The organism is Cellulosimicrobium cellulans, assembly GCF_024124905.1.
In the GTDB taxonomy this organism is placed as follows: domain Bacteria; phylum Actinomycetota; class Actinomycetes; order Actinomycetales; family Cellulomonadaceae; genus Cellulosimicrobium; species Cellulosimicrobium cellulans_G.
Genome location: NZ_JAMXST010000001.1, coordinates 295635 through 319099 on the forward strand (window position 1 = coordinate 295635; position 23465 = coordinate 319099).

At 76.3% G+C, this 23465-nt stretch carries 20 protein-coding genes; 10 read left to right on the forward strand and 10 right to left on the reverse strand.

Features of this window, described 5'->3' with window-relative positions; translation table 11 throughout:
• The first annotated feature begins 129 nt into the window (after positions 1–129).
• Positions 130–786: a YigZ family protein gene (locus tag NHH00_RS01360; protein ID WP_253049482.1), complete on the forward strand. Its 657-nt coding sequence runs from the start codon at positions 130–132 to the stop codon at positions 784–786.
• Between the two features lie 155 nt (positions 787–941).
• Here the strand turns inward: NHH00_RS01360 and NHH00_RS01365 are convergent, their stop codons facing one another.
• Positions 942–1742, reverse strand: coding sequence for a hypothetical protein (locus NHH00_RS01365; RefSeq protein ID WP_253049484.1), 801 nt, complete (start codon positions 1740–1742; stop codon positions 942–944).
• Positions 1743–1929: 187 nt separating this feature from the next.
• Positions 1930–3351: a UTP--glucose-1-phosphate uridylyltransferase gene (locus tag NHH00_RS01370; protein ID WP_253049486.1), complete on the reverse strand. Its 1422-nt coding sequence runs from the start codon at positions 3349–3351 to the stop codon at positions 1930–1932.
• 94 nt (positions 3352–3445) lie between these two features.
• On the opposite strand from NHH00_RS01370, the gene NHH00_RS01375 reads away from it, so the two are divergent.
• The gene (locus tag NHH00_RS01375; RefSeq protein WP_253049488.1) at positions 3446–4984 is read left to right on the forward strand and encodes a lipase maturation factor family protein; all 1539 of its coding nucleotides are present in this window, start codon (positions 3446–3448) and stop codon (positions 4982–4984) included.
• A gap of 30 nt (positions 4985–5014) precedes the next feature.
• Here NHH00_RS01375 and NHH00_RS01380 read toward each other — a convergent pair whose 3' ends face one another.
• Together NHH00_RS01380 and NHH00_RS01385 are read right to left on the reverse strand one after the other, a co-directional pair.
• Complete coding sequence (locus NHH00_RS01380; protein ID WP_154798692.1) at positions 5015–5635, reverse strand: L-threonylcarbamoyladenylate synthase; 621 nt, start codon at positions 5633–5635, stop codon at positions 5015–5017.
• Between the two features lie 77 nt (positions 5636–5712).
• Positions 5713–6693 (reverse strand): threonine ammonia-lyase, encoded by a 981-nt coding sequence (locus NHH00_RS01385; protein ID WP_253049490.1) that lies wholly within the window; start codon positions 6691–6693, stop codon positions 5713–5715.
• A gap of 94 nt (positions 6694–6787) precedes the next feature.
• On the opposite strand from NHH00_RS01385, the gene NHH00_RS01390 reads away from it, so the two are divergent.
• Genes NHH00_RS01390 through NHH00_RS01400 form a run of 3 tightly spaced genes read left to right on the forward strand, consistent with a single transcriptional unit; the run spans position 6788 to position 9720 of the window.
• Positions 6788–7696, forward strand: coding sequence for a LysR family transcriptional regulator (locus tag NHH00_RS01390; protein WP_253049492.1), 909 nt, complete (start codon positions 6788–6790; stop codon positions 7694–7696).
• A 48-nt stretch (positions 7697–7744) separates the two neighbouring features.
• The gene (locus NHH00_RS01395) at positions 7745–8863 is read left to right on the forward strand and encodes a Dyp-type peroxidase (protein ID WP_253049494.1); all 1119 of its coding nucleotides are present in this window, start codon (positions 7745–7747) and stop codon (positions 8861–8863) included.
• Positions 8860–9720 (forward strand): family 1 encapsulin nanocompartment shell protein, encoded by an 861-nt coding sequence (locus NHH00_RS01400; RefSeq protein ID WP_253049496.1) that lies wholly within the window; start codon positions 8860–8862, stop codon positions 9718–9720. The genes NHH00_RS01395 and NHH00_RS01400 overlap by 4 nt, the downstream gene beginning before the upstream one ends.
• A gap of 43 nt (positions 9721–9763) precedes the next feature.
• Here the strand turns inward: NHH00_RS01400 and NHH00_RS01405 are convergent, their stop codons facing one another.
• Positions 9764–10618 (reverse strand): UbiA family prenyltransferase, encoded by an 855-nt coding sequence (locus tag NHH00_RS01405; RefSeq protein ID WP_253049498.1) that lies wholly within the window; start codon positions 10616–10618, stop codon positions 9764–9766.
• Positions 10619–10765: 147 nt separating this feature from the next.
• Between NHH00_RS01405 and NHH00_RS01410 the strand changes: the two genes are divergently transcribed.
• The 5 genes from NHH00_RS01410 (at position 10766) to NHH00_RS01430 (ending at position 14586) form a co-directional block, all read left to right on the forward strand.
• Entirely contained in the window at positions 10766–11902 is a 1137-nt protein-coding gene (locus NHH00_RS01410; protein WP_253049500.1) for a type III polyketide synthase, read from the forward strand.
• Positions 11899–12459 (forward strand): isoprenylcysteine carboxyl methyltransferase family protein, encoded by a 561-nt coding sequence (locus tag NHH00_RS01415; RefSeq protein WP_253049501.1) that lies wholly within the window; start codon positions 11899–11901, stop codon positions 12457–12459. Before NHH00_RS01410 ends, NHH00_RS01415 begins: the two co-directional genes overlap by 4 nt.
• 10 nt (positions 12460–12469) lie before the next feature.
• The gene (locus NHH00_RS01420) at positions 12470–13582 is read left to right on the forward strand and encodes an NAD(P)/FAD-dependent oxidoreductase (protein ID WP_253049503.1); all 1113 of its coding nucleotides are present in this window, start codon (positions 12470–12472) and stop codon (positions 13580–13582) included.
• Positions 13583–13612: 30 nt separating this feature from the next.
• Positions 13613–14161, forward strand: a complete 549-nt coding sequence (locus NHH00_RS01425; protein WP_253049505.1) for a hypothetical protein — start codon at positions 13613–13615, stop codon at positions 14159–14161.
• A gap of 65 nt (positions 14162–14226) precedes the next feature.
• On the forward strand, positions 14227–14586 hold the full coding sequence (locus NHH00_RS01430) for an ACT domain-containing protein (protein ID WP_253049507.1): 360 nt from the start codon (positions 14227–14229) through the stop codon (positions 14584–14586).
• Between the two features lie 69 nt (positions 14587–14655).
• Here NHH00_RS01430 and NHH00_RS01435 read toward each other — a convergent pair whose 3' ends face one another.
• From NHH00_RS01435 to NHH00_RS01455, 5 genes are read right to left on the reverse strand one after another with little or no spacing between them, the layout of a single operon-like run.
• Positions 14656–15375, reverse strand: coding sequence for a GNAT family N-acetyltransferase (locus tag NHH00_RS01435; RefSeq protein ID WP_253049509.1), 720 nt, complete (start codon positions 15373–15375; stop codon positions 14656–14658).
• The gene (locus tag NHH00_RS01440) at positions 15372–17699 is read right to left on the reverse strand and encodes a penicillin acylase family protein (protein WP_253049511.1); all 2328 of its coding nucleotides are present in this window, start codon (positions 17697–17699) and stop codon (positions 15372–15374) included. Before NHH00_RS01440 ends, NHH00_RS01435 begins: the two co-directional genes overlap by 4 nt.
• 1 nt (position 17700) lies before the next feature.
• Positions 17701–20235, reverse strand: coding sequence for a GNAT family N-acetyltransferase (locus NHH00_RS01445; protein WP_253049513.1), 2535 nt, complete (start codon positions 20233–20235; stop codon positions 17701–17703).
• The gene (locus NHH00_RS01450; RefSeq protein ID WP_253049515.1) at positions 20232–21806 is read right to left on the reverse strand and encodes a lysine N(6)-hydroxylase/L-ornithine N(5)-oxygenase family protein; all 1575 of its coding nucleotides are present in this window, start codon (positions 21804–21806) and stop codon (positions 20232–20234) included. The genes NHH00_RS01445 and NHH00_RS01450 overlap by 4 nt, the downstream gene beginning before the upstream one ends.
• Positions 21803–23371, reverse strand: a complete 1569-nt coding sequence (locus tag NHH00_RS01455; protein ID WP_253049517.1) for a pyridoxal phosphate-dependent decarboxylase family protein — start codon at positions 23369–23371, stop codon at positions 21803–21805. The genes NHH00_RS01450 and NHH00_RS01455 overlap by 4 nt, the downstream gene beginning before the upstream one ends.
• Positions 23372–23465: the final 94 nt, after the last annotated feature.

Sequence of the window (23465 nt, forward strand, 5' to 3'; positions counted from 1 at the left end):
ACCCGCCGAGAGAGCGACGGGCGACCGCACGGAACGCCGGTTCCGCACGGTCGCCCGTCGCTCTCTCGGCGGCAGGCCGCTCGCTCGCCGGTTGCTCCGGGCGACCGCACCCACGGATAGGCTCGCGGGATGAGCGCGGGCACCGGTGAGCTGTGGGGGACGATCGCCGGACCCGTCGACCACGAGCTGGTCGTCAAGAAGTCCCGGTTCCTCGCGCACCTCTCCCCGGTCATGTCGGTCGCCGACGCCGACGTCGTGATCGCGCGCGTCCGCAAGGAGCACTGGGACGCGCGGCACCACTGCGTCGCGCTCGTCGTCGGCGCCCACGCCGACCAGCAGCGCTCCACCGACGACGGCGAGCCCTCCGGCACCGCGGGCGTCCCCATGCTCGAGGTGCTGCGGCACCGTCAGGTCACGGACCTCGTCGCCGTCGTCACGCGCTACTTCGGGGGCGTCCTGCTGGGCGCGGGCGGGCTCGTCCGGGCGTACTCGTCCGCGGTGAGCGAGGCGCTCGACGTCGCGCGCCCCGTCCGTCGCGCGGTGCTCACCGAGGTGCGCGTCGACGTCCCGCACGCCGACGCCGGCCGCCTGCACGGCGTCCTGCGCGACTGGTGCGCTCAGCACGACGGCACCCTCGACGACGTCACGTACGGCACCGAGGCGCGGTTCACCGTCCTCGTCCCGCCCACCGAGCTCGACCGTTTCGACGCCGACCTCGCCGCCGCCACCTCGGGCGCCCTCACCGCCTGGCGCGGCACCGACCGCGTCGTCGACCTCCCCGCCTGAACACGATCCGCCGAGATAGAACCGCGGTCACCCGCGGCAAGAACCCTGCTCGCCGTGCTTCGCGGCTCACTGTATGAGTTGGTGGTCGCGGCGGGTCGTGATGCGGCATCCGTCATCCGCCGCTCGTCCGTGCGGCCGCTCGCCCCAGCGATGGTCTACTCGCCCGCGCGCCACCTGCTGACGATCGTCTCAGTGGGGCGACCCCAGTCGTCATCGATCCAGAGGCAGTCGTCGAACGCATCCGCGGGAGCCGGTGCGACTCCTTGACGCCGAGCGAACGCGACCACCGTGGCCAGCTCGCTGAGTGACCATCTGCTCTCGAGCCGACCGAACAGTCCGCCGTAGGTGATCTCGATGAGAGAGTCGATGACCGACCTGAGTTCCTCCGGCTCGATGCCGGACGCTTCGAGCGTGCGGAGCAGCGACACAGGTAGCGGCTCGGACGAGCCCAGTCGTGCCAGGGGATCGGCCTCGTGCCACTCGTCGAACGTTTCAGGGGTGACGAGCGCGTACTGCCACAGATGCTCCTCGAGCGCGTCGAGCTCGGGGGCGGTCAACCCGACGGAAGCTCGCCAACGGCGAAAGGTCACGAGGCCCGCCGCCTGGCGGGCTCGAACCGAGAGGTCGGAGTACGCCGCCGGACGCGCCCAGGTCAGGTTCTCTCGGCCGATCGCGTAGACGACGTCATCGTCACCGATCCCCCAGGGTGACAAGTCCACGACGTTGACCCGGCCCCTGGCGTCGAGACCGGGGTACTGCGTGCGAGGTCGGCAGGCGGGGTCGACAGTGATCGGAAAGCTCCCATCGCGACGGACGGCCCCGGTCGAGTCGACGATCGCGGACTTCTCGACGAGGCGGTGCGTGCGGCCCTCGACATCGTCGAGCTGGATCTCGACCAGCCCTGGCTGCGGCACGTCGGTCAACCACCGCGTGACACGAGCCCTCACGAGAATCATGTCAGCATCCTCCCAGTGGGGCAGGCTCGCTCTCCCTGCCTCCGGCTCGCCAAGGCTTCTTCCCCGGGGCCGAAACTCTGGGCGCGATCCTCGACGTCGTGCACAGAGCACCGGCAGCCCTGCTACGACGAAGATCCCTCCTCCAGCGAAAGGGCTCTTCCTCGGCCCACCGCGAGTCTCCCCCGGGTCAGTCGCTGACTCCGTCCGGGCCGACGACCGCGCCGTCGGGGACGCGCGAGGAGCCGCCCGGGTCGGCGAGCTCGGCGTCGCCGGTGACGGTGACGCCCGAGCCGAAGGTCCAGTCGCCGCGGACCGTGAGGGAGCGTGCGGCGCGCAGGGACGGGGTGCCGTCGTCGAACCGGGCGTCGAACGCCGCGATGGTCTTGTAGTGGGCCGGGTCGAGGTCGACGAGCGGCGCCTCGGTCCGGGCCACGAAGCGGTAGTGGTCGTCGAGGTCGTAGACGTCGGAGCGCAGGACGAGGAGGTCGTTCGTCGTCTTGACGGGCAGGAACCGGTCGCGCCCGACCGCGATGGCGACGGCGCCGTCGAACACCTCGACGGCGGCGCCCATGGCGGACTCGATCTGCACGACCTCGGGCGACGACGGGTCGGTCGGGTCGACGGTCTTGGTGTTCTTGATGAGCGGGAGCTCGAGCACGCCGCCGGTGCGGTCGAGCTCGGCCGCGAGCGCCTCGAGGTCGAACCAGAGGTTGTTGGTGTTGAAGTACCGGTGCCGGCCGATGTCGGCGGCGGCGTCCTGGTCGTCGGCGGGGGTCTGCGCGGTCTCGCGCAGGACGAGGCGCCCGTCGCTGCGGCGCACGACGAGGTGGCCGCCCTTGCGGTCGGCGGGGGTGCGGCGCGCGACCTCGGCGGCGAAGGGGGCGCCGCTGGCGGCGAACCAGCCGGCCATGGCGGCGTCGGGGGCGGCGCCGAGGTTGTCGGAGTTGGAGACGGCGGCGTAGCGGTAGCCGGCGTCGAGGAGGGCGCGGAGCGCGCCGGAGGCGTAGAGGGCGGTGTAGAGGTCGCCGTGGCCGGGCGGGCACCATTCGAGCTCGGGGTCGGCGGGCCAGTCGACGGGGGTGAGGTCGTCGGCGCGGAGCTTGGGCTCGCGGTTCTGGAGGAAGTCGAGCGGGAGCCCGGCGACAGGGAGGTCGTCGTGGGGGGCGAGCGCGGCGAGGGTGTCGTCCTGGGTGCGGAACGAGTTCATGAGGAGGAGCGGCAGGGGTGCTCCGGTGGTGTGCCGGGCGGCGCGGACCTGGGCGACGATGACGTCGAGGAAGGTGAGGGGGCCGCTGTCGGGGCGCTGCGGGTCGGCGTCGCGCACGGTGAGGAGGGACTTCGCGCGGTCCATGCCCATGGAGGTGCCGAGGCCCCCGTTGAGCTTGATGATCGCGGTGCGCTGGAGGGCGTCGCGGGCGGCGGCGTCGGGGACGTCGAGCTGGTCGCGGTGGGCGACGTCGGTGAGGGGCTCGACGTCGGTCTCGGGGATCATGCCGGTCGCGCCGGACTCGAGGAGCCGGTAGAAGCGCGTGAAGACGTCGATGGCGGCGGGGGCGACTCCGGCGTCGCGCATGCGGTCGGTGGACTGGGTGAGGCCCTGGCTGCTCATGCCCCGATCGTAGGGGCGGGGCATGGTCCGGGGCAGGGCGGCGGGTGCTCACCGCGGCCGGGTGAGACACGGGTCACACGCCTACCGTGGAGGGATGGCGGACGGGTGGCCCGGCCGCGTGGCGACGTGGCTGGGGTCGTGGTTCTGGGCGCCGGACTACGACGTGGCGCGCGAGGTGCTGCAGCGGGGCACGGCGGCCGTGCTCGTGGTGGCGTTCGTCGTCGTGGTGCGGCAGTGGCGGCCGCTGCTGGGCGAGCACGGGCTGCTGCCCGTGGCGGCGTTCGTGGACCGCACGTCGTGGCGGGACGGGCCGAGCGTGCTCCGGTGGCGGTGCGGCGACCGGTTCGTGACGGGGATGGCGTGGTGCGGGGCGGTCCTCGCGGGGCTGCTCGTCGTGGGGCTCCCCCAGCGCGGCCCGTGGTGGGTGACGACGCTCGCGTTCCTGCTCCTGTGGGCGGCGTACCTGTCGGTGGTGAACGTCGGGCAGCGGTTCTACGGGTTCGGCTGGGAGTCGCTGCTGTGCGAGGTGACGTTCCTCGTGGGCTGGCTGGGGTCGTCGGGCGGGGGCGTCGCTCCCCCGGTGTTGGTGCTGCTGGCGGCCCGGTGGTGCCTGTTCCGGGTCGAGCTGGGCGCGGGGCTCATCAAGATCCGCGGCGACCGGGTCTGGCGTGACCTGACGGCCCTGTACTACCACCACGAGACGCAGCCGCTGCCCGGCCCGTTCTCGTGGCACGCGCACCACCTGCCGCGGTGGTGGCACCGGGTGGAGGTGGCGGGCAACCACGTGACGCAGCTCGTGGTGCCGTTCGCGCTGTTCGCGCCGCAGCCGGTGGCGAGCGTCGCGGGCGGCGTCGTGGTGCTCACGCAGGCGTGGCTGCTGGTGACGGGGAACTTCGCGTGGCTGAACTGGCTGACGGTCGTGCTCGGGCTGGGGGTGGTGAGCGACGGCGCGTGGGCGGCGGTGGGGTCGTGGCTGGTGCCGGCGCTCGGGAGCGGCGAGCGGTTGCCCGACGGCGGGGCGGACCTGGGTGGCCCGGCCGCCCTGGTCGTGGCCGTGCTGGGGGTGTCGGCGCTGCTGCTCGCGCTGAGCGTGCGCCCGGCGCGCAACCTGGTCGCGCGCCGGCAGCTCATGAACGCGAGCTTCGAGCCGTTCCGGCTCGTCAACGCCTACGGGGCGTTCGGCTCCGTGTCGCGGCGACGGGACGAGGTCGTGATCGAGGGGTCGACAGCCGGTTCCCCCGGGCCGGACGACTGGGTCGAGTACGCGTTCCGCGGCAAGCCCGGCGACGTGGGGCGGCGCCCGCCGCAGGTCGCGCCGTACCACCTGCGACTGGACTGGCAGATGTGGTTCCTCGCGCTCGGGTCGCCGGGCACACGGTGGTTCGAGGTGCTGCCGCTCCGGCTCCTGGAGGCCGACCGCCCGACCCTGCGTCTGCTCGCCGCAGACCCGTTCGCGGACGACCCCGCCGGCCCGGCCCCGCGGTGGGTGCGGGCCCGCGTCTTCCGCTACCGGTACACGACGCGCGACGAGCGGCGGCGCTCGGGCGACTGGTGGGTGCGCGAGGAGCGCGGCACGCTCGTCGACCCGATCGACAACGCGCGCCTGCGCCGCCTCCTCGGCCCGGAGGCCTGACGCGGGCCGCTCGTGCGCGTGCGGCGTCCCCTACTCGAAGCGGGAGGGGTCGCCCGCACCCACGCGGACGACCTCGGGGGCGCCGTCGGAGAAGTCCACGACCGTCGTCGGCGCGCTGCCTCGCTCGCCGCCGTCGACGACGGCGTCCACGACGTGGTCGAGCTCTTCCTTGATCGCCCACCCGTCGGTGAGCGCCTCGGCGGAACCGGGGAGGATGAGCGAGCTCGACAGGATGGGCTCGCCGAGCGCGGCCACGATGGCCTGCGCGACCGTGTCGTCGGGGATGCGCACGCCGACGGTCTTCTTCTTGGGGTGGGCGAGGCGCCGCGGCACCTCGGACGTCGCGCGCAGGATGAACGTGTACGGGCCGGGCGTGGCGGCCTTGATGGAGCGGAACGCGGAGTTGTCGACCATGACGAAGTGGCCGAGCTGCGCGAAGTCGGCGCACACGAGCGTGAAGTGGTGCCGGTCGTCGAGGTGCCGGATCCGGCGGATGCGGTCCGCGCCCTCCCGGTCGTCCATGCGGCACCCGAGGGCGTAGCCGGAGTCGGTCGGGTAGGCGACGAGCCCGCCGTCCTCGAGGAGGGCGACGACCTGCGCGATCGCGCGCGGCTGCGGGTTGTCGGGGTGGACGTCGAGGTAGCGGGCCATGGCCCCGAGCCTAGGCCCGTCCAGCGGGAGGGCCCGGTGCGCGTGCCCGGCGTGCCGTGACCGCGACGCGACCCGAGCTACCCCGGCAGGTGCGCGGCGACCCGGCGCAGCTCCGCCGGGCTCGCGTTGCCGCCCGAGCACACGACCCCGACCCGACGTCCGGCGAACCGCTCCGGGTCGGCGAGCACGGCGGCGAGCGCCGCCGCTCCCGCGCCCTCGGCGACGGTGCGCGCGGCGGTGAGGTAGAGCGCGGCGGCGCGGTCGATCGCGTCGTCCTCGACGAGGACGAAGTCGGCGAGGTGCTCGCGCAGCATCGCCTGGGTGAGCGCGAAGCCGGTGCCGGTGGCGAGGCCTTCGGCGCGCGAGGCGTTGGGCCGCGCGAGGAGGTCCCCGGCGCGCCAGGAGTCGTGCGCCGCCGGCGATGCGGTGGACTGCACGGCGACCACGTCGAGGTCGGGGGCGAGCGCGCGGGCGACGAGGCACGCGGCCGCGGCGCCGCTGCCCCCGCCGACGGGCACGACGAGCACGTCGAGTTCCGGCGCGCGTTCGAGCAGCTCGAGGTAGGCCGTCGCGACGCCGGCGACGAGCAGCGGCTCGTTGGCGGCGCTGACGAGCCGGGACCCGTCGTCGGCCGCGAGCGCCGTGGCGTGCTCGCGTGCGTCGTCGAACGTGGTGCCGGCGACGACGAGGCGGGCGCCGAGGTCGCGGACGGCGTCGGCCTTGGTGGGGTTGGGGCTCGTGGGCATGACGATGGTGCAGGGGGTGGCGGTGGTGCGGGCGGCGTGGGCGACGGCCTGGGCGTGGTTGCCGGTGGAGAACGCGGTGACGCCGCGGGCGCGCTCGTCGGGCGTGAGGCGCTGGAGGAGGTTGAGGGCGCCGCGGACCTTGAACGCGCCGGTGGGCTGGAGGTTCTCGTGCTTGACGACGACGTGGGCGCGGGTGGCGTGGTCGAGGGCCGCGTAGGTGCGCGCGGGGGTGGGGTCAAGATGTGCGGCGAGGAGGCGGCGGGCGTCGAGGACGTCGCGCATCGTGGGCGGGGCGAGGTCTGCGGGGGCCATGCGTCCACGGTGACGCGTGCCGTCCCATAGGTCCAATGCCTGTTCTGAGTGGATCGATCGATCGGATCTATGCTTCGTCGGTGAGGGAGTCGAGATGGACCTGACACGGCTGCGCGTCCTGGCGGCCGTGGCCCGCGAGGGGTCGGTGACGGCCGCGGCGCGGTCGCTGCACTACGCGCAGCCGTCGGTGAGCCACCACCTGGCGCGGCTGGAGGCGGAGGTGGGCGTGCCCCTGCTGGAGCGGCACGGGCGCGGGGTGCGACTGACGGCAGCGGGGCGGCTCCTGGCGACGCGCGCGGAGGAGATCCTGGGGCGCGTGGGCGCGGCACGGGACGAGCTGGACGCGCTGGTGTCGCTCTCGGCGGGGCGGGTGCGGCTGGCGGCGTTCCCCTCGGCGCTCGCGACGCTCGTGCCCGACGTCGTCGCGCGGCTCGCGGGGGACCATCCGGGCCTGGGCGTGGGCCTCGTGGAGGCGGAGCCGCCGGAGGCGCTGGAGGCGCTGCGGCGTGGCGTGGTGGACGTGGCGCTGGTGTTCGAGCACGACCGCTCCCCCGTCGACGTGGAGGGCCTGCGCGCGGTGCCGGTCCTCGCCGAGGAGCTGTTCCTCGTGCGTGCGGCGGACGCCGCGCCGACCCCCGGCGGGCGCGAGCGCGTGCCGGGGGCGGACGCCGCGCCGGGGGACCTCGCGACGCTCGCGGACGCGGCGTGGATCGCGGGCTGCGAGCGGTGCCGCGCCGACCTGGTGGGCCGGTGCGAGCGCGCGGGCTTCACGCCACGGGTCGCGTTCGAGACGGACGACTACGTCGCGGTGCAGTCCCTCGTGGCGGCCGGGGTCGGGGTCTCGCTCCTGCCCGCCCTGGCGCTGCGCGCCCACCGCGACCCGCGCGTGGACGTGCGGGCCCTGCCTGGCGCGGCCCGCCGCGTCCTCGCGGTCACGTACGGGGACCGCCCCGCGCCGGGCACGGCGGCCGTCGTCGAGGGCCTGGTGCGCGCGGCGGCGTGACGCCGCCGCGCGGGTGCGCTCCCCCGGCACGCGTGGCACGCTCGCCTCGTGCCGCAGAACACGACCCAGGGAACCGGCGCGAGCATCGGCGTGCCGGCCGACGTCCCGGAGCCGCAGCCCGTCCTGGGCGGTCTCACCGAGTCCGCGGTGTTCCTCGTCGTCAGCGCGACGGGCTCGCCCGGGTCGCGCGAGCGCCTGCTCGACGTCGCCTCGTCGGTCAACGACCTGGTGCGCGCGGTGGGGTTCCGCCAGTCGGCCGCGGGGCTCACGTGCGTCGTGGGGCTGGGTGCGGCGTTCTGGGACGCCGTGCGCCCGCCCGGGGCGCCGCGGCCCGACGGCCTGCACCCGTTCCGCGCCGTGCAGGGCGCCGTGCACGACGCCCCCTCGACCCCGGGCGACGTGCTGTTCCACGTCCGGGCCGACCGCGCCGACCTCACGTTCGAGCTGACCCGGCAGGTCATGGCCGCGCTCGGCGACGCGGTGCGGGTCGACGACCACGTGACGGGCTTCCGCTACTTCGACTCGCGCGACCTGCTCGGCTTCGTCGACGGCACCGAGAACCCGACGGGCCGCTCAGCCGCGGGCGCCGCGATCATCCCGGACGGCCCGTTCGCGGGCGGCAGCCACGTCGTCGTGCAGAAGTACGTGCACGACCTCGCGGCCTGGGGCGCGCTGCCCGTCGAGGCGCAGGAGCGCATCATCGGGCGGACCAAGCTCGACGACGTCGAGCTCGCGGACGACGTGCAGCCCCCGGACTCGCACGTGTCGCTCAACACGATCGTCGACGACGACGGGACCGAGCGTGACGTCCTGCGCGACAACATGGCGTTCGGCGACCCGTCGACCGGAGAGTTCGGCACCTACTACATCGCCTACGCCGCGGACGTCGGCGTCGTGGAGCGCATGCTGGACAACATGTTCGTGGGGAACCCGCCGGGGCGCTACGACCACATCCTCGACGTGTCCACCGCGCTGACCGGGACGTCGTTCTTCGTCCCCTCGCTCGACCTGCTCGAGTCGCTGGCCGACGACGCCCCGGACGAGGCCGGACGGCCCGCGCCCACCGCACCCGGCACCGCGACCGCGACCGCGCAGCCTGCCGCACCCGCCACCACCGCGCCCGTCGGGACTCTCGCGATCGGGTCGTTGAAGGGAGAACCGTCGTGAGCACCTCGGAACCGGACCTGGGCTCGGTCGTCCCCACGAGCGGCGCGGGCGCGCCCGGGGACTCGAACCTGCACCGCTGGCTCGCGCCCGTCACGGACGCCGCGTGGGAGGAGATCGCGGACGAGGCGCGGCGCACGTTCGTGCGCAACGTCGCCGGGCGGCGCGTGGTCGACGTGACGGGCCCGCTCGGCTTCGGCACGGCGTCCGCCCGCACGGGACACGTCACCGACGTCGAGGCCCCGCACGACGGCATCCGGGCGCGCCTGCGCGACGTCGTGCCGCTCGTCGAGCTGCAGGTGCCGTTCACGGTGTCGCGGCAGGCGGTCGACGACGTCGCGCGCGGCTCGAAGGACTCGGACTGGCAGCCGGTCAAGGACGCCGCCACGGCGCTCGCGCGCGCCGAAGACCGGGCCGTGTTCGAGGGGTACGCGGCCGCCGGGATCCGCGGCATCGGCCCCGGGTCGGACAACCCGCCGATCGCGGTCCCCGCCGACCCGCGCGACCTGCCCGACGCCGTCGCCGCCGCGCAGACCGAGCTGCGCCTCGCGGGCGTGGAGGGCCCGTACGCGCTCGTGCTCGACGCCGACCTGTACACGGCGGTGTCCGAGACCCGCGACCACGGGTACCCGATCCGCGAGCAGCTCGAGCGCATGGTGCAGCGCGACATCGTGTGGGCGCCCGCGCTGCGCGGCGGGTACCTGCTCACCACGCGCGGCGGCGACCACGAGCTGACGATCGGGCAGGACGTGTCCATCGGCTACCTCGACCACACGGCCGACGAGGTCCGCCTCTACCTGTTCGCCTCGCTCACGTTCCAGACCTACACCGCCGAGGCGTCCGTCCACCTCACGCGCTGACCCGCTTCTGAGGCTCGCGTCGGTCGCCTCCTGCGCCGCCCGCTCAGCCCGCGACGACGACGGCGGGCGCCGCGAGCACGAGCAGCACGACGCACACGCCCGCCACCGCCATCGACAGCGCGAACGGGGCCCGGCTGCGGGGCCGCAGCACGCCCACGACCCCCGCCGCGACGGCGAGGAGCAAACCTGCTCCGCCCAGCACCCAGGCCGCGGCGTCCGGCGCACCCGGGGGCGCCAGGACGACGAGGAGCGCGGCCACGCCGAGCAGCGCGGGCGCGAGGACGCTGCTCGCGCGCCGCCCGAGCCGGTGCGGCAGGCCGCGGACCCCGGTCGCGGCGTCGTCCTCGAGGTCCGGCAGCGTGTTCGCGACGTGCGCGCCCACGCCGAGCAGCACCGCGGCGGCCACCGCCCACGGAGCCGGCCGGCCGTCCCCGGGCGCGGCGAGCACGACGAACACCGCGAGCAGCCCGAACGAGAGGGCGTACGGGGCCCAGGACCACCACGTCGCCTTGAGCGCCGCGTTGTACGACCATGCGATCGCGACGGCGACGACGTGCACGAGCCCCGGCACCACGCCGGTCGCGAGCGAGAGCACCACGCACGCGCCGAGGGCCGCGAGCGCCGCCGTGCGCAGGGTCGCGGGCGTGACGAGTCCGGTCACGACGGGCTTGTCGGCACGCCCCACCGCGAGGTCGCGGCGCGCGTCGAGCCAGTCGTTGCTCCACCCGACCGAGAGCTGGCCGGTGAGGACCGCGAGCGCCACGAGCGTCGTCGTGCGGGCACCCGCACCGATCCCGGCCGAGAGCGCGAGCGCGAACAGGGTGACCATCACCGTGGGCGGGAAGTGGCTCGCGACGACCAGCCCCCGCACGAGCCCCCGCGACCGCCCCGACGCCATGGCCGCACCGTAGTCCGGCTGCGGGTGCGGTGCCCGCCGTCGGGACGCCTGAGCGCGGCTCGTCACCCGTCGGACGTCGACGCGGCCGACCGCGCGGCGCAGCTCGCCCCCCGCGCGGGCGGCGCAGGCCGGTGGGACGATGCGGGCATGTCGCGCGTCGTCGCCGTCGGGACCTCGCTTCCCGACCATGCGTACCGCCAGGACGAGATCTCCCGGGTCACGAGCGAGCTGCTCACGGACGACCCGGTGCGGCGTGCGCTCACGCGCCGCCTGCACGCCCACGCGGGAGTGGAGACCCGTCATCTCGCCCTGCCGGTCGAGGACTACGGCGGGCTGTCGTTCGGGTCGGCCAACGACGTGTTCCTCGCGCTCGGCACGGACCTCGCGGAGCGGGCGTGCCGGGCGGCGCTCGACGACGCGGGGCTGCGCGCGGACGCGGTGGACCACGTCGTCCTGACGACCGTCACGGGCGTCGGCGCGCCCACGCTCGACGTGCTGGTCGCCGCCCGGCTGGGCCTGCGCTCCGACGTGCGGCGCACGCCGTCGTTCGGGTGGGGCTGCGCCGGGGGCGCCGCGGGCCTGGCGCGCGCGGACGACCTGCTGCGGGGCCGGCCGCGCGACGTCGCGCTCCTCGTGGCGGTCGAGCTGTGCTCCCTGACGCTGCAGCGCGGCGACCCGTCGACGGCGAACCTCGTCGCGTCGGGCCTGTTCGGCGACGGCGCGGCGGCGGCGGTCCTCGTGGGCGACGAGCACCCGCTCGCGCGGCGCCCCGGTCCGTACGGGCGGGCCGCGCGCGACGGGGGGCGGGCGTGCGGCGCGCGCGTCGTCGACTCGCGCTCCCACCTGCACCCCGGCACGACGGGCGACCTCGGGTGGCGCGTGGGCGACACGGGGTTCGAGATCGTGCTGTCCGCGCGCCTGCCGGAGCTCATCGGGGCGCACCTGCTCGGGGACGTCAAGGCGCTCCTCGCCGAGCACGACCTCGAGCCGGCCGACGTCGGAGCGTGGGTCGTGCACGCGGGCGGCCCCCGCGTCCTGGACGCCGTGCGCGACGCGCTGGGCCTCGCCGAGGAGGACCTCGCGCTCAGCCGCGCGTCCCTGCGCGACGTCGGGAACCTGTCGTCGGCGTCCGTGCTGCACGTGCTCGCCGCGACGCTCGGACGCGACCGCACGCCGCCCGGCACGCCCGCCGTCCTCCTGGCGTTCGGCCCCGGGGTCAGCACCGAGCTCGTGCTCCTGCGCCTCGACGGGCGCGGTGCACCCCGCGCGGGGGCGGACGGATGAGCCTCGCCTGGTACGTCGTGCTCGTCGGCGCCACGGCGGTGGAACGCCTCGCGGAGCTCGTGGTGTCCGCGCGCAACGCGCGCTGGTCCTTCGCGCGCGGCGGCGTGGAGTCGGGCCGGGGGCACTTCCCCGCCATGGTCGCCCTGCACACCGGGCTCCTGGTCGCGTGCGTCGCCGAGGCGTGGCTCGCGGACCGGCCCTTCCTGCCCTGGCTCGGCTGGCCCATGCTCGCCCTGGTGCTCGCGAGCCAGGGGCTGCGCTGGTGGTGCATCGCGACGCTCGGACCGCGGTGGAACACGCGCGTCATCGTCGTGCCCGGCCTCCCGCTCGTGGCGCGCGGTCCGTACCGGTGGCTGCGTCACCCCAACTACGTCGCGGTCGTCGTCGAGGGTTTCGCCCTCCCGCTCGTGCACTCGTGCTGGGTCACGGCTCTCGCGTTCACCGTCCTCAACGCCGTGCTGCTGGCCCGGTTCCGCATCCCCGCCGAGGAGCGTGCGCTCGCGCTCGCCACCGCGGCGGGGGCGAGCGCCGACGGCCCGCCGCGCCCCCGGTCGTGACGGGCGCGACGTGAGCGTCCCGGCACGCACCGAGGTCCTCGTCGTGGGCGGCGGCCCCGTCGGCCTGGCGGCGGCGCTGCACGCCCGGCGGGCCGGGCGCGAGGTCGTCGTGGTCGACCGGCGCGCGGGCGTCATCGACAAGGCGTGCGGGGAGGGCCTGCTTCCCGGCGCGCTCGCCGCCGTGCTCGACCTCGGCGTCGACCCGCCCGGGCACCGGCTCGCGGGCATCAGCTACCGCGACGCGACCCGCCACGCCGACCACCCCTTCGCCGCCGGACCGGGGCGCGGCGTGCGACGCACCGCCCTGCACGCGGCGCTGCGCGAGCGCGCGCTGGCCGAGGGCGTCCTGATCGAGCAGGCGACCCTCCGCGGGCTGAGCCAGGACGACCGCGGCGTCGACGTCGCGCTCGACACCTCGCCCCGCGCCGCGCACCGCCTCGGCCAGGACGCGGGCGGCACACGCACGCACGTGCGCGCGTCCTGGGTGCTCGGGTGCGACGGCCTGCACTCCACGGTCCGGCGCCTCACCGGGCTCGACGCCCCCGCCCACGGCCGCGCCCGGTTCGGGCTGCGCACCCACTACCGCACGACGCCGTGGAGCGACCTCGTCGAGGTGCACTGGGCCCCGCACGCCGAGGCGTACGTGACCCCCGTCGCGCCCGACGTCGTCGGCGTCGCCGTGCTGGCGCGGCGCGGCGACGCGAGCCCGGCGCGGGGGGACGGCGACGGCGCGCGGGCGGGGCTCGACGCGTTCGCCGAGCTCGCCGACCGGCTGCGCGACGCCCCCGCGGTGGGGCAGGTGCGCGGCGCCGGGCCGCTGCGCCAGCGCGCCCGACGGCGCACCGCCGGGCGGGTGCGGCTCGTCGGCGACGCGTCCGGGTACGTCGACGCGCTCACGGGCGAGGGCGTGCGCGTCGGGCTCGCCCAGGCCGACGCCGCGGTGCGCCACCTCGACGACGCGGGAGCGTACGAGCGGGCGTGGTCGCGCGCCACGCGGGACTACCGCGTCCTGACGACCGGCCTGCTCGCATGGGCGGGCAGCCCGGCCCGCGGGGCGATCGTGCCCGCGGCGAGCGTCGCCCCGTGGCTGTACGGCGCGGTCGTCGAGCGCCTCGCCCGCTGACGAGCCGCGCCCGGCCGGTAGGGTCGGCGCGTGACACGGTCCCGGCAGCGCCTCGGCGCGGGCGCGCGCGGCCAGTGGTGGGCGCTCGTCGCGGGCGTCGTCGGGCTCGGCGCCGTCGAGGTGCTCACGGTGCACCTCGTCGCGGGGGCGCTGCTGCCGGACGTCGCGGCCCTCGTCGTCGACGTCGTCCTCGGCCTCGCGACGCTCGCCCTGGTCCTCGCCCTCGCCTCGCCCCTCTGGGCGTCGGTCCGCCTCGGCCCCGACGCGCTCGTCGTGCGGTTCGGCTGGGTCGGCGGCGTCGTCGTGCCCCGGGCGGACGTCGTGGCCGCCGGCACCTGGACGGGGACAGCAGTGCGGCCCGTCGAGATCGGCGCGGGTCACGACGACCCGGCGGACGGCGGGGAGCGCACCGGCGCGCACGGCGTCGTGTCGTTCGTGCGGTCCGCGCGCTCACCCGTGGTCCGCCTCGACCTCGCCGCCCCGGTCGCGGCCCGGGTCGCGGGGACCCGTCGCGTGACCGCGACCACCGTCCTCGTCGGGGTCGACGACCCCGAGCCGCTGCTCGCGCTCGCCCCGTAGCGCACGCGCCCGCGGACGCCGGGGCGACGACGGCCGTGTGGGCGCAGGCGGATACCGTCCCGCGCATGACCTCGCTCGACCTCCACGTCGTCCCCGACCGCTTCCTCCTCGCCCACGTCCCCGGCGCCACGTTCCCCGAGGACGACGAGTGGGTCGCGCTCGTGCGTGCCCCCGAGGGCCTGACGGTCGTGCGGCACGCGTCGCCCTTCGACGACGCCGAGCGGTGGGCCGGGTTCTACGGCTCGGCGCACGACCTGACGACGACCGGGGTGCTCGCCTCCGTCGTCGGGCCCCTCGCCGACGCGGGCATCGCCGTGTTCGTCGCGTCCACGTTCCACGCGGACCTCGTGCTCGTGCCCGAGGACCGCCTCGACCAGGCCACGCACGCTCTCCGCGACGCCGGTCACGCCGTCGCCCCCCGCTGAGGCGCGCACCGGGACGGGGGCACCGCGCGCCCCCGCGCCCGACCCCGTCGACGACGTCGCGCGCGGGAGTCAGTCGCGCGACACCGCCGCCGCCGCGGCGAGGAGGTCCCGGGCGCGCTCGCGGGTGAGGAACGCGAGCACCGCGTCCTTCTCCCCGACGCGCACGCGGCCCGCGGTCTCGAAGCCGAGCGCGCGCATCCGGGCGTGCGCCCTCGCGTTCGCCGCGTCCGGCTCGACGACGACGCGGTCGACGCGCGGGTCCGCGAAGCAGAACGCGACCATCAGCGGCCCGACGGCACCCCACAGGTCCGCGCCGCGGGGGCCCCGCGCCCCGAGCAGGAGGTGCGCGCCCACGTCGCCGGGCCGCACCGGGTACGCCTCGCCCACCGGGTCGTGCTCCGGCTCGTACGTCTGCAGCAACGCGACGGGCGTCTCGTCCCACCGCACGAGGAACGCGTGGTGCGTGGGCAGCGAGCCGACGTACGCGTACAGGTCGCGCAGCTCGGCCCGGGACAGCTCCGCCAGACCCCAGAAGCGCGCCCGCGGCCGGGTCACCCAGTCGTGCAGCACGTCGAGGTCGGCATCGGGGTCGAGCACGCGCAGCGTCAGCCGGCCACCGCCCGGGGCGGCGTGCGTTAGCAGGAGCTCGCCCGGCGCCCCCGTCCGCAGCCGCCTGCTCCCGGGGGGAGCGACGTCGCCAGCGGGAGCGGCGAGGTCGGCCTCGCCACCCGGTCCGGTCGGCACGTCGGGGAAGGTCGCGGTCGTCGCGGTCCTCGCGGGGGTCGTCATCGGGTCTCCTCGTGGCGCAGCAGGGTCCAGTCGGTCACGACGGGCACGGTCTCCCCGACCGCCCACGCCGTGAGCTGGTCGGCGAAGTGCGGCGAGCGCGGGTCCCCGCTCGCGCCGAACGGCACGCCCCAGCGGCTCGCGTCGCGGTCGGCCAGGTCCCACGCCCAGCGCGCGACCGACCCGCGCAGGCACACGTCGCTGATCCCGGGCACGCTCGCGGTGCAGCACACGGTGTCCGTGTCGCCGCCGAGCGGCAGCGACGGCACGCGCGGCGCCGTGGCGCCCGGGACGTCGAGGAGCACGTGCAGGCCGAGCACGCGGTGGGTCGCGCCCCACACCGGCACGGTGCTCGCGGGCACGGTGCTCGCGCCGTCGGGGTCCGGCGGCACCCGGTCCGGCCCGTCGGGGCCGTCGACACGCGCGCCCGCGGGAGCACGCACGACCTCGCGCAGCGCGGCCCACGCCTCGCCCGTCCCGTCGATCCCCAGCCACGCGGCGCCGAGCAGCGCCGGCAGCGCGTCCGCGACGCGTGCCGTGACCGACAGCCACGGGGCGAAGACGGTGTCGAGCCCGTGCGGCGCGCGCAGGGGCGCCAGGGCGGGATGCGTGGCGACCCGGCGCACGAGCGCCGCACGCCACGCGGCGAACAGGGCTGCGTCCGCGCTGTCCGCGTCCATGCGACGGTCCCACGCGCGCAGGCGGCGGGCCGCTCGCGCCGATGCGGGGTCGCCGTCCATCGCGCCGACGGTCGTACCGGACGCGCCCTCGCCACCCGTCTCCCCGCCGCGCCCGGACCCGCCAGCCGCGGACCCGCCGAGCCAGCGCAGCAGATCGTCCGCGCCGCCGAGCAGCGTGTCCGCGTGCACCCGGGTCTGGTCGGCTGCCGTCCCGTCGTCGCCCGCGGCGTCGAGCAGCGCGCGGATCCGCCGCGCGCGATGGGGCGGCGCGTAGGTGTGGCCCAGGTCGAGCCCCGGTCGTCCCGGGCGCTCGTTCGCGTCGACCGCGACGTCCTCGACGACCACGGGAGCGGGCGGCACGAGCCACGGCCGGGCGCGCGCGGCGTCGGACCACGCGAGCAGGGGCAGCGCCCGTTCCGCACGGTCCCGGCGGGGCACGCGGCCGGCGGTGACCGACAGCACCGTGTCGCGGTCCGCCGCGAGCACGCGGTCCACCGGGTCGACCCACGCGCCGAACGCGTCGGTGACGTCGCGCGCCGACCGCGCCCGCAGCAGCCGCCGCCACGCCGCGACGCCGAGGTCGGCGTCCACGCGCGCGGGCAGGCGGAGCGCGAACGTGCGGCCCGGTTCCTCCGGGCCGCCCGTCACCACGACCCCGCGCGCCGTCTCGACCGTCTCCACCCGGTGCTCCACGGGTCCCCCCGCGGCGCGCACGCGCACCGTGGCGACCACGACGTCCGCGAGCTCCGGTCCCTCCGGGCCCCGAGCCTCCACCCGGCCGTCGTCCGTCCGGCGCAGGCTCTCGCCGATCACGTCGACGTGGTACGCCATCGCGTTCGTCACGCCCCAGGCCGTGGCCCCGGCGTGGCCGAAGTGCGGGAGGCCGGGCACGCCGGGAAAGGCGAGACCGACGACGTCGTAGTCGTCGCACGCGAGCCGCACCTGCTGGTACACGCCCGGCAGCTCGAGCAGGCGGTGCGGGTCGCCCGCGAGCAGCGGCGCCCCGCTGCGCGTCCGCCCGCCCGCGAGCGCCCACGCGTTCGACCCCGAGCCGGGACCGCCATCCACGGCGAGCAGGTCGAGCACGGCGTCGAGCGGCACGTCGGGACGCGAGCGGGCGAGGTCGGCACCGAGGGTCCGGGCGACGTGGTCGCGCCACAGCACGTGCGGGAAGCCGGAGAACAGGACGTGCGCGACGAGGAAGACGCCGAGCGGCGCCCACGCGGGCCACGGCTCGTGCGGCGGCAGGTCGGCGCCGCCGGGCCACGCCGGGTCGGCGAGCGCGCGCAGCTCGGGCACGTCGCGGCCCCGGACCAGGCCCTCGTTGACGCCCGCCGTGTACGCGTCGACCCAGGCGCGGTCGTCGGCCGCGAGCGCCGCGTAGGCGCGGCGCGCGGTGTCGGCGAGGCGGACCCGGTGGGCGAACCGGTCCCACGCGAGTCCGGGCTCGCCCAGGCGCTCGGCGAGGCGGCCCTCGGCGCGCCACCGGTCGACCTCGATCTGCCAGCCGCGGTCGAGCGCGGTGACGTACCCCTGGCCGCGGGCGAGCGCGAGCTCGTCGGCTGCGCGCACGTGCGGCACGCCCCACGCGTCGCGGTGCACGGCGAACCCGCCGGGCGGGACGCCCGGTACCCCAGAAGTCCCCACGTCAGGCGTCCCGCGCGGCGGGGTTGGCGAGCGTGCCCGCGTACAGGAGGGACGCGGACTGGTCCGCGAGGTCGACCATCTGGAGCGTGTTGCGCAGCTGGAGGCGGTTGAGGCACGAGTGCGCGAACCGCGGGGCGCGCAGGTCGACGCCGGAGCGCAGGTCGGGGTGGTCGGCGCGGTGCGCGTCGAGGCACTCCGCGACGAGGCGCCAGAACCGGTCCTCGGGCAGCACGCCGTCGCCGGCGAGGATCGCGGCGAGGTGGCGCAGCACGCCGTCGAACACGTCGGTGAAGATCGCGAGCGCCTTCTCCTCGTCGTCGACGACGGCGCGCACGCGCTCGACGTCGGGCGGGAGCGGGGCGTCGCCGAGGACGGCGATCTCCTCGCCGAGGTCCTTCATGACCGCGCGGACCACGACGTGGTCGCGGAGGACGAGGATGAGGTTCTCGCCGTGCGGCATGAACGCGAGGTCGTGCGCGAGGAGCGCGTGGGCGAGCGGGCGCAGGTAGGCGTCGAGGTAGGCGCGCACCCAGTCGGCGGGGTCGAGCCCGGAGGCGCGCACGAGCGCGGTCGCGTGCGCGGCGCCGTCGGGGTCGCGGTGCAGGAGCGCGGCCATGGTGGCCAGGCGCTCGCCGGGCGCGGTGCGGGGCACGGGGCTCTCGCGCCACAGGGCGGCGAGCATCTTGCGGTGCGGCGACGGGGTCGCGGTGCGGTGGTAGACGTCGCCGGTGTACCCGATCGAGGCGAGCTCGCGCAGGACGGTGAAGCCGCGCCCGCCGAGCTCGGGGTCGGCGGCGACGAGGTCGGCGACCCAGTCGTTGATGGCGGGGGTGTCGCGCATGTAGGCGGGCGACAGCCCCCGCAGGAAGCCCATGTTCTGGATCGCGAGGGCGACCTTGACGTAGTGGCGGCCGGGCCGGGTGAGGTTGAACAGCGTGCGGATCGACTGCTGCGGCTGGTACTCGTCGGCACCCTGGCCGACCGGCACGAGGTCGCCGCGCGCGACGTCGGCGGCGAACGTGATGGGCACGCGGTGCTCCCACTGCCACGGGTGCACGGGCAGGTAGAGGTAGTCGGCCGGTTCGAGGCCGCGCGCGGCGAGCCGGTCCGCGAACGCGGCGCGCTCGTCGTCGGACAGCTCACCCGCGTAATGCGACGCCTCGTCGAGCCCCGCGCCGAGCGCGAGGTGCGTGTGCTCGCGCCGGGCCGCGAGCCACACGAGGCGCACGCGCCCGCCGTTCTCGGGCGCGTACGCGCGGTACTCCGCGAGTCCGAACCCGATGCGCCCGTTGTTCGCGACGAACCCCGGGTGCCCCTCCGTCATGGCCGCCTCGACCTGCTGGAACGACGCGCCGAGGAGGTCGGTGGCGCTCGGCCCGCCGGTGCGCTCGTACCGCTCGAGCTTCGCCGTCGCGCTCGCGAGCGTGGACGACACCTCCTCGAGGTAGGTGGCGAGCAGGTCGTCCGGGATGCGCAGGTCGGGCTGGAGCTCGACGACGAGGTCGAGCGCGTCGACCGGCAGCTCACGCCGCGCGCCCGTGCCGCCCGCACCCGCGGGGTCGCCCGCCTCGGCCGTCCGGTTCGCCGCGCCGTGTCCGGCCCGCGCGATGCGCCGGATCGACGCCTCGTCGAGCACCCAGTGCTCGAGCGCGTACCGCCGCGCGACGAACCGGTACTCCACCGAGCCCTCCGCGACGGGCAGCACGTACTCGCCCGGACCGTTCGCCGCGTCCGGCCGGACCACGGCGCGCGGCGCGAGCAGGCGCTCGTGCGTGAGCTCCGCGATCGCCTTGGCGACGAGGTGGCGGTGGGCGCGGTCGGCCAGGTCGGGGCGCAGGTGGGGGGCGAGGTCGACGCCGTCGCCGAGCGGGCTCGCGTCCAGGTCCGCGCGCGTCGCGACGGCGAGGTGCGCCGTCTTGCCGGGCAGCTCGAGCTCGCGCAGCACGCGGAACCCGGCCGCGGCGTTCTTCGCCGCGATCGCGGCGTTGCGCACGTCCGGCTCGACGACGACGCGCCGCGCCCCGCGCCCGGCGGGGTCGAGGCAGAACCGCACGACTGCACCCATCACCGCGGACGTGAAGCCGCTGCGCGCGGGTCCCGCCGGCGGCGCGACGAGCAGGTGCATCCCGACGTCGCCCGGCTCCAGGAGCGCGACGGCGGCCGGCGCGTCAGCGAGCGTGACCCGCGCCGGGTCGTAGGTCTCGACGAGGAACGCGGGCGCGCCGTCGACGCGCCCGAGCCACGCGTCCTGGTGCGGGTCGGCGGCCACGTCCTCCAGGTAGGCGCGCGCCCCGTCCACGTCGAGGTGGCCGAGCTGCCAGAACACCGACCGTGGGTGCGCGAGCCAACCGTGCACGAGCGCGGCGTCGCGCGCCGGGTCGACGGCCCCGAACGAGACGTCCGCGTGGCCGCTGCCGAGCCGGACCCGCACCGCGAAGGCGGCGCCCACGCGCGCGCCCGACGCCGCGACCTCCGGCGACGCGAGGTCGGACGACGGCACGGCCGACGTCGCCGTCGTCACGGCCGGGGCGCTCATCGGGCCTCCCCTCCCGGGCACCCGCCCGCCACGACGCGGGCCGCGTCCGACGGGGTGAGAGGCGTGGTCGGAGACCGGTCGGCCGAGGGTGCGGCGGCGTCGGGCAGCCCGAACGTCTGGAACGCGATGCGCTCCTCGACGGGGTACACCTCACGGCCCGTGACGGTGCGCAGCACGACGGCGTTGCGCCACGCGGCGAACCCGAGGTCCGGCGCGGTGATGCCGTGCGTGTGCTCCTCGCCGTTGAGCACGTGCACGCGGCGCGCGTCGTCGACCGTGTAGTCGCGCGCGACGTCGAACCGGCCGAGCTCGTCGAACCGCAGGAGGTGGCGCACCGGGTCGAGGAACGCGGGGACTGCCGCGGCGTAGCCCGTCGCGGCGACGAGCGCACGCGTGCGGCGCTCGACCTCCCGCCCGAGCTGCGCGTGCCGCAGGCGCAGCACGTACTCCCCCGCCGCGTCGGGGTGCCCGGCCGCGCTCTCGTCGTCGCGCCCGTGGCTGGCCGGCTCGTAGCGCGCGGCCACGACCTCGGTGTCCGTGAGCAGCGTCGTCGGCACCGGGCGGTCGAGGCTCAGGCGGTACAGCGCGTCGTAGATGTCGTCCACGAGGTCGCCGCTGATGCCCTTGTACAGGCCGCGCTGCTCGCGGCCGAGGAGCTGGCGCAGCTCGAGCGGCAGGGCGTGGAAGTGGTCGGTGTACTCCGGCGAGGTCATCTCGAGCGTGAGCTTCGTGTACTCCATGGGGAAGAAGCGCGGCGAGCGCGTCACCCAGTCCAGCCGGTAGCCGGGGCGCCGCGCGTCGCCGTGCACGCCGTCGAGCAGGTCGCGGTAGACCTCGGCGGCCGACTGGCCGCTGCCCACGACCGTGACCGAGCCGGCGGCGGCGAGCGCGTCGCGGTGCGGCAGGTACTGCGCGCTGTGCACGAGCGGCCCGGCGCCCGGGTGCTCGCCGCGCGCGACCTCGTCCGCGAGCGCCCGCAGCGCGGGCGGCAGCACCGGCGCGGTGCCGACGCCGAGGACGAGGTGGCGGCCCCGGTGCTCCTCGGTGCCCGTCACGGCACCGTCGTCGTCGAGGACCTCGGCCCGCACGACGAACGCGTCGGCGGCCGGGTCGTGCTCGACGGCGACGACGCGCCGCGACCAGCGCAGCGAGCCCAGGCGGGCCGCGACCCAGCGGCAGTACGCGTCGTACTCGGCGCGGAGCGGGTAGAAGGACTCGCGGATGTAGAACGGGTAGAGCCGGCCCGTCGCCTTGAGGAACGCGAGGAACGAGTACGGCGACGTGGGGTCCGCCATCGTGACGAGGTCGGCGAGGAACGGGACCTGGATCGTCGCGCCCTCGATCATCATCCCGGGGTGCCAGCGGAACTCGGGCGCGGCGTCGAGGAACACGGCGTCCACGTCGTCGAGGGGCGCGGACAGCGCGGCGAGACCGAGGTTGAACGGCCCGATCCCCACGCCGACGACGTCGCGCACGCGCGCCGGGTCGTGGGGCGCCGGGGCGGGGCCGCTCGTCCTGGGAGCCGGCACGGGGTTCGTCGCCGAGGTCGTCCTCGGGGTCGTCGTGGTCATCGGGTCACCGCCCGGGCGGTCGCGAGAGACGCCACGAGGTCCGCGGCGTGCGTCGCGACGTCGTCGTCGTGCAGCAGCTCGTCGCGCTCGACGAGCGCCTGAGCCGTCGTGCGGACGAGGTCGAGCACGTGGCGCACGTCCGCGAGCGTCACGGTCGGGTTGAGCAGCGTGAGCTTGAGGCACGGGACGCCGTCGAGCACGGTCCTGGCGACGACGGCGCGCCCGGACTCGAACAGCACGCGCCGCACGAGCGGCACGAGCCGGTCGGCGTGCTCCGCGGCCAGCCCCGGCGGCTCGTAGCGGAACAGGACCGTGGACAGGTCGGTACGACCCAGCACGCGCAGGTCGGGGTCGTCCGCGAGGTCGGCGTGCACCGCGGCGGCGAGGTCGCACACCGCGTCGACCATCGCGCCGACCCCGTCGGGGCCGAGGGCGCGCAGCGTCGCCCAGAGCTTGAGCGCGTCGAAGCGCCGGGTCGTCTGCAGCGACACGTCGACCTGGTTCGGCTCAGGGTTCTCGCGCGGGTTGAGGTAGTCCGCGTGGTGCGCGACGCGCTCCAGGTCGGCGCGCTCGCGCACGACGAGCGCGCTCGCGGACACGGGCTGGAAGAACGCCTTGTGGTAGTCGACCGTCACCGATCGCGAGCGTTCGATCCCGTCGAGCAGGTGCCGGCGGGTCGGCGACACGAGCAGCCCGCAGCCGTAGGCGGCGTCGACGTGCAGCCACACGTCGGTCGCGTCGCACACGTCCGCGACCTCCCCGAGCGGGTCGACGCAGCCGCGGTCGGTCGTGCCGGCGGTCGCGACGACCGCCATGACCACGTCGCCCGCGGCCCGTACCGCGCCGATCGCGGCCGCGAGCGCCGCGGGGTCGAGGCGGCCGTCGGCGTCGGCCCCGACCCGGACCACGGCGTCGTCCGCCAGGCCCAGCAGGAGCGCCGACCGAGCGACGCTGAAGTGGCTCGACGCCGCCGCGAGGACCCGCAGGCGCGGCAGCACGGCGGACCGGCCGGGACCGCCCGCGCGGGCCGCACGGGCGACCGCGCGCTCGCGGGCCAGGAAGAGGGCGTGCAGGTTGGACTGCGTGCCCCCGGACGTGAGCACGCCGTCGCCCGCGGCGTACCCGACCCGGCCCGCGGTCCACGCCACGACTCGCCGCTCCATGAGGGTCGCCACCGTCGACTGGTCGAACGTGTCGACGGACGTGTTGATCGCCGCGAGCATCGCCTCGGCGCCGACGGCGGGCAGCGCGACCGGGCAGTTGAGGTGGGCGGCGTACGCGGGGTCGTGGAACCACACCGCGTGCGTCGCGTACAGGTCGGCGGCCTCGCGCAGCGCCGCGTCGGTGCCGATGCCCGGAGCGTCGAGGTCGACGCGGTCCACGAGCGTCGCGAGCTGCGCGCGGCTCGCGCCCGACCAGGGCTGCGTCACCGCCGCGACCCGCGACGCCACGTCGTCGACGACGCCGTGCAGGGTGCTCGCGTAGTCGCCCGCGGTCGTGCCGGTGAGCAGGGCCGGGGCGGTCGAGGTACCGTGCGCGGGCGCGACGGATCGTGCTGAGAGCATGGCGAGGCTCCAGGTACGGGGAGAGGACCGCCGCGGATCGCGGCGAGGCAACCTGAGGTTTGCCTTGCCTAACTTAGCGCAGGCGAACGACCCG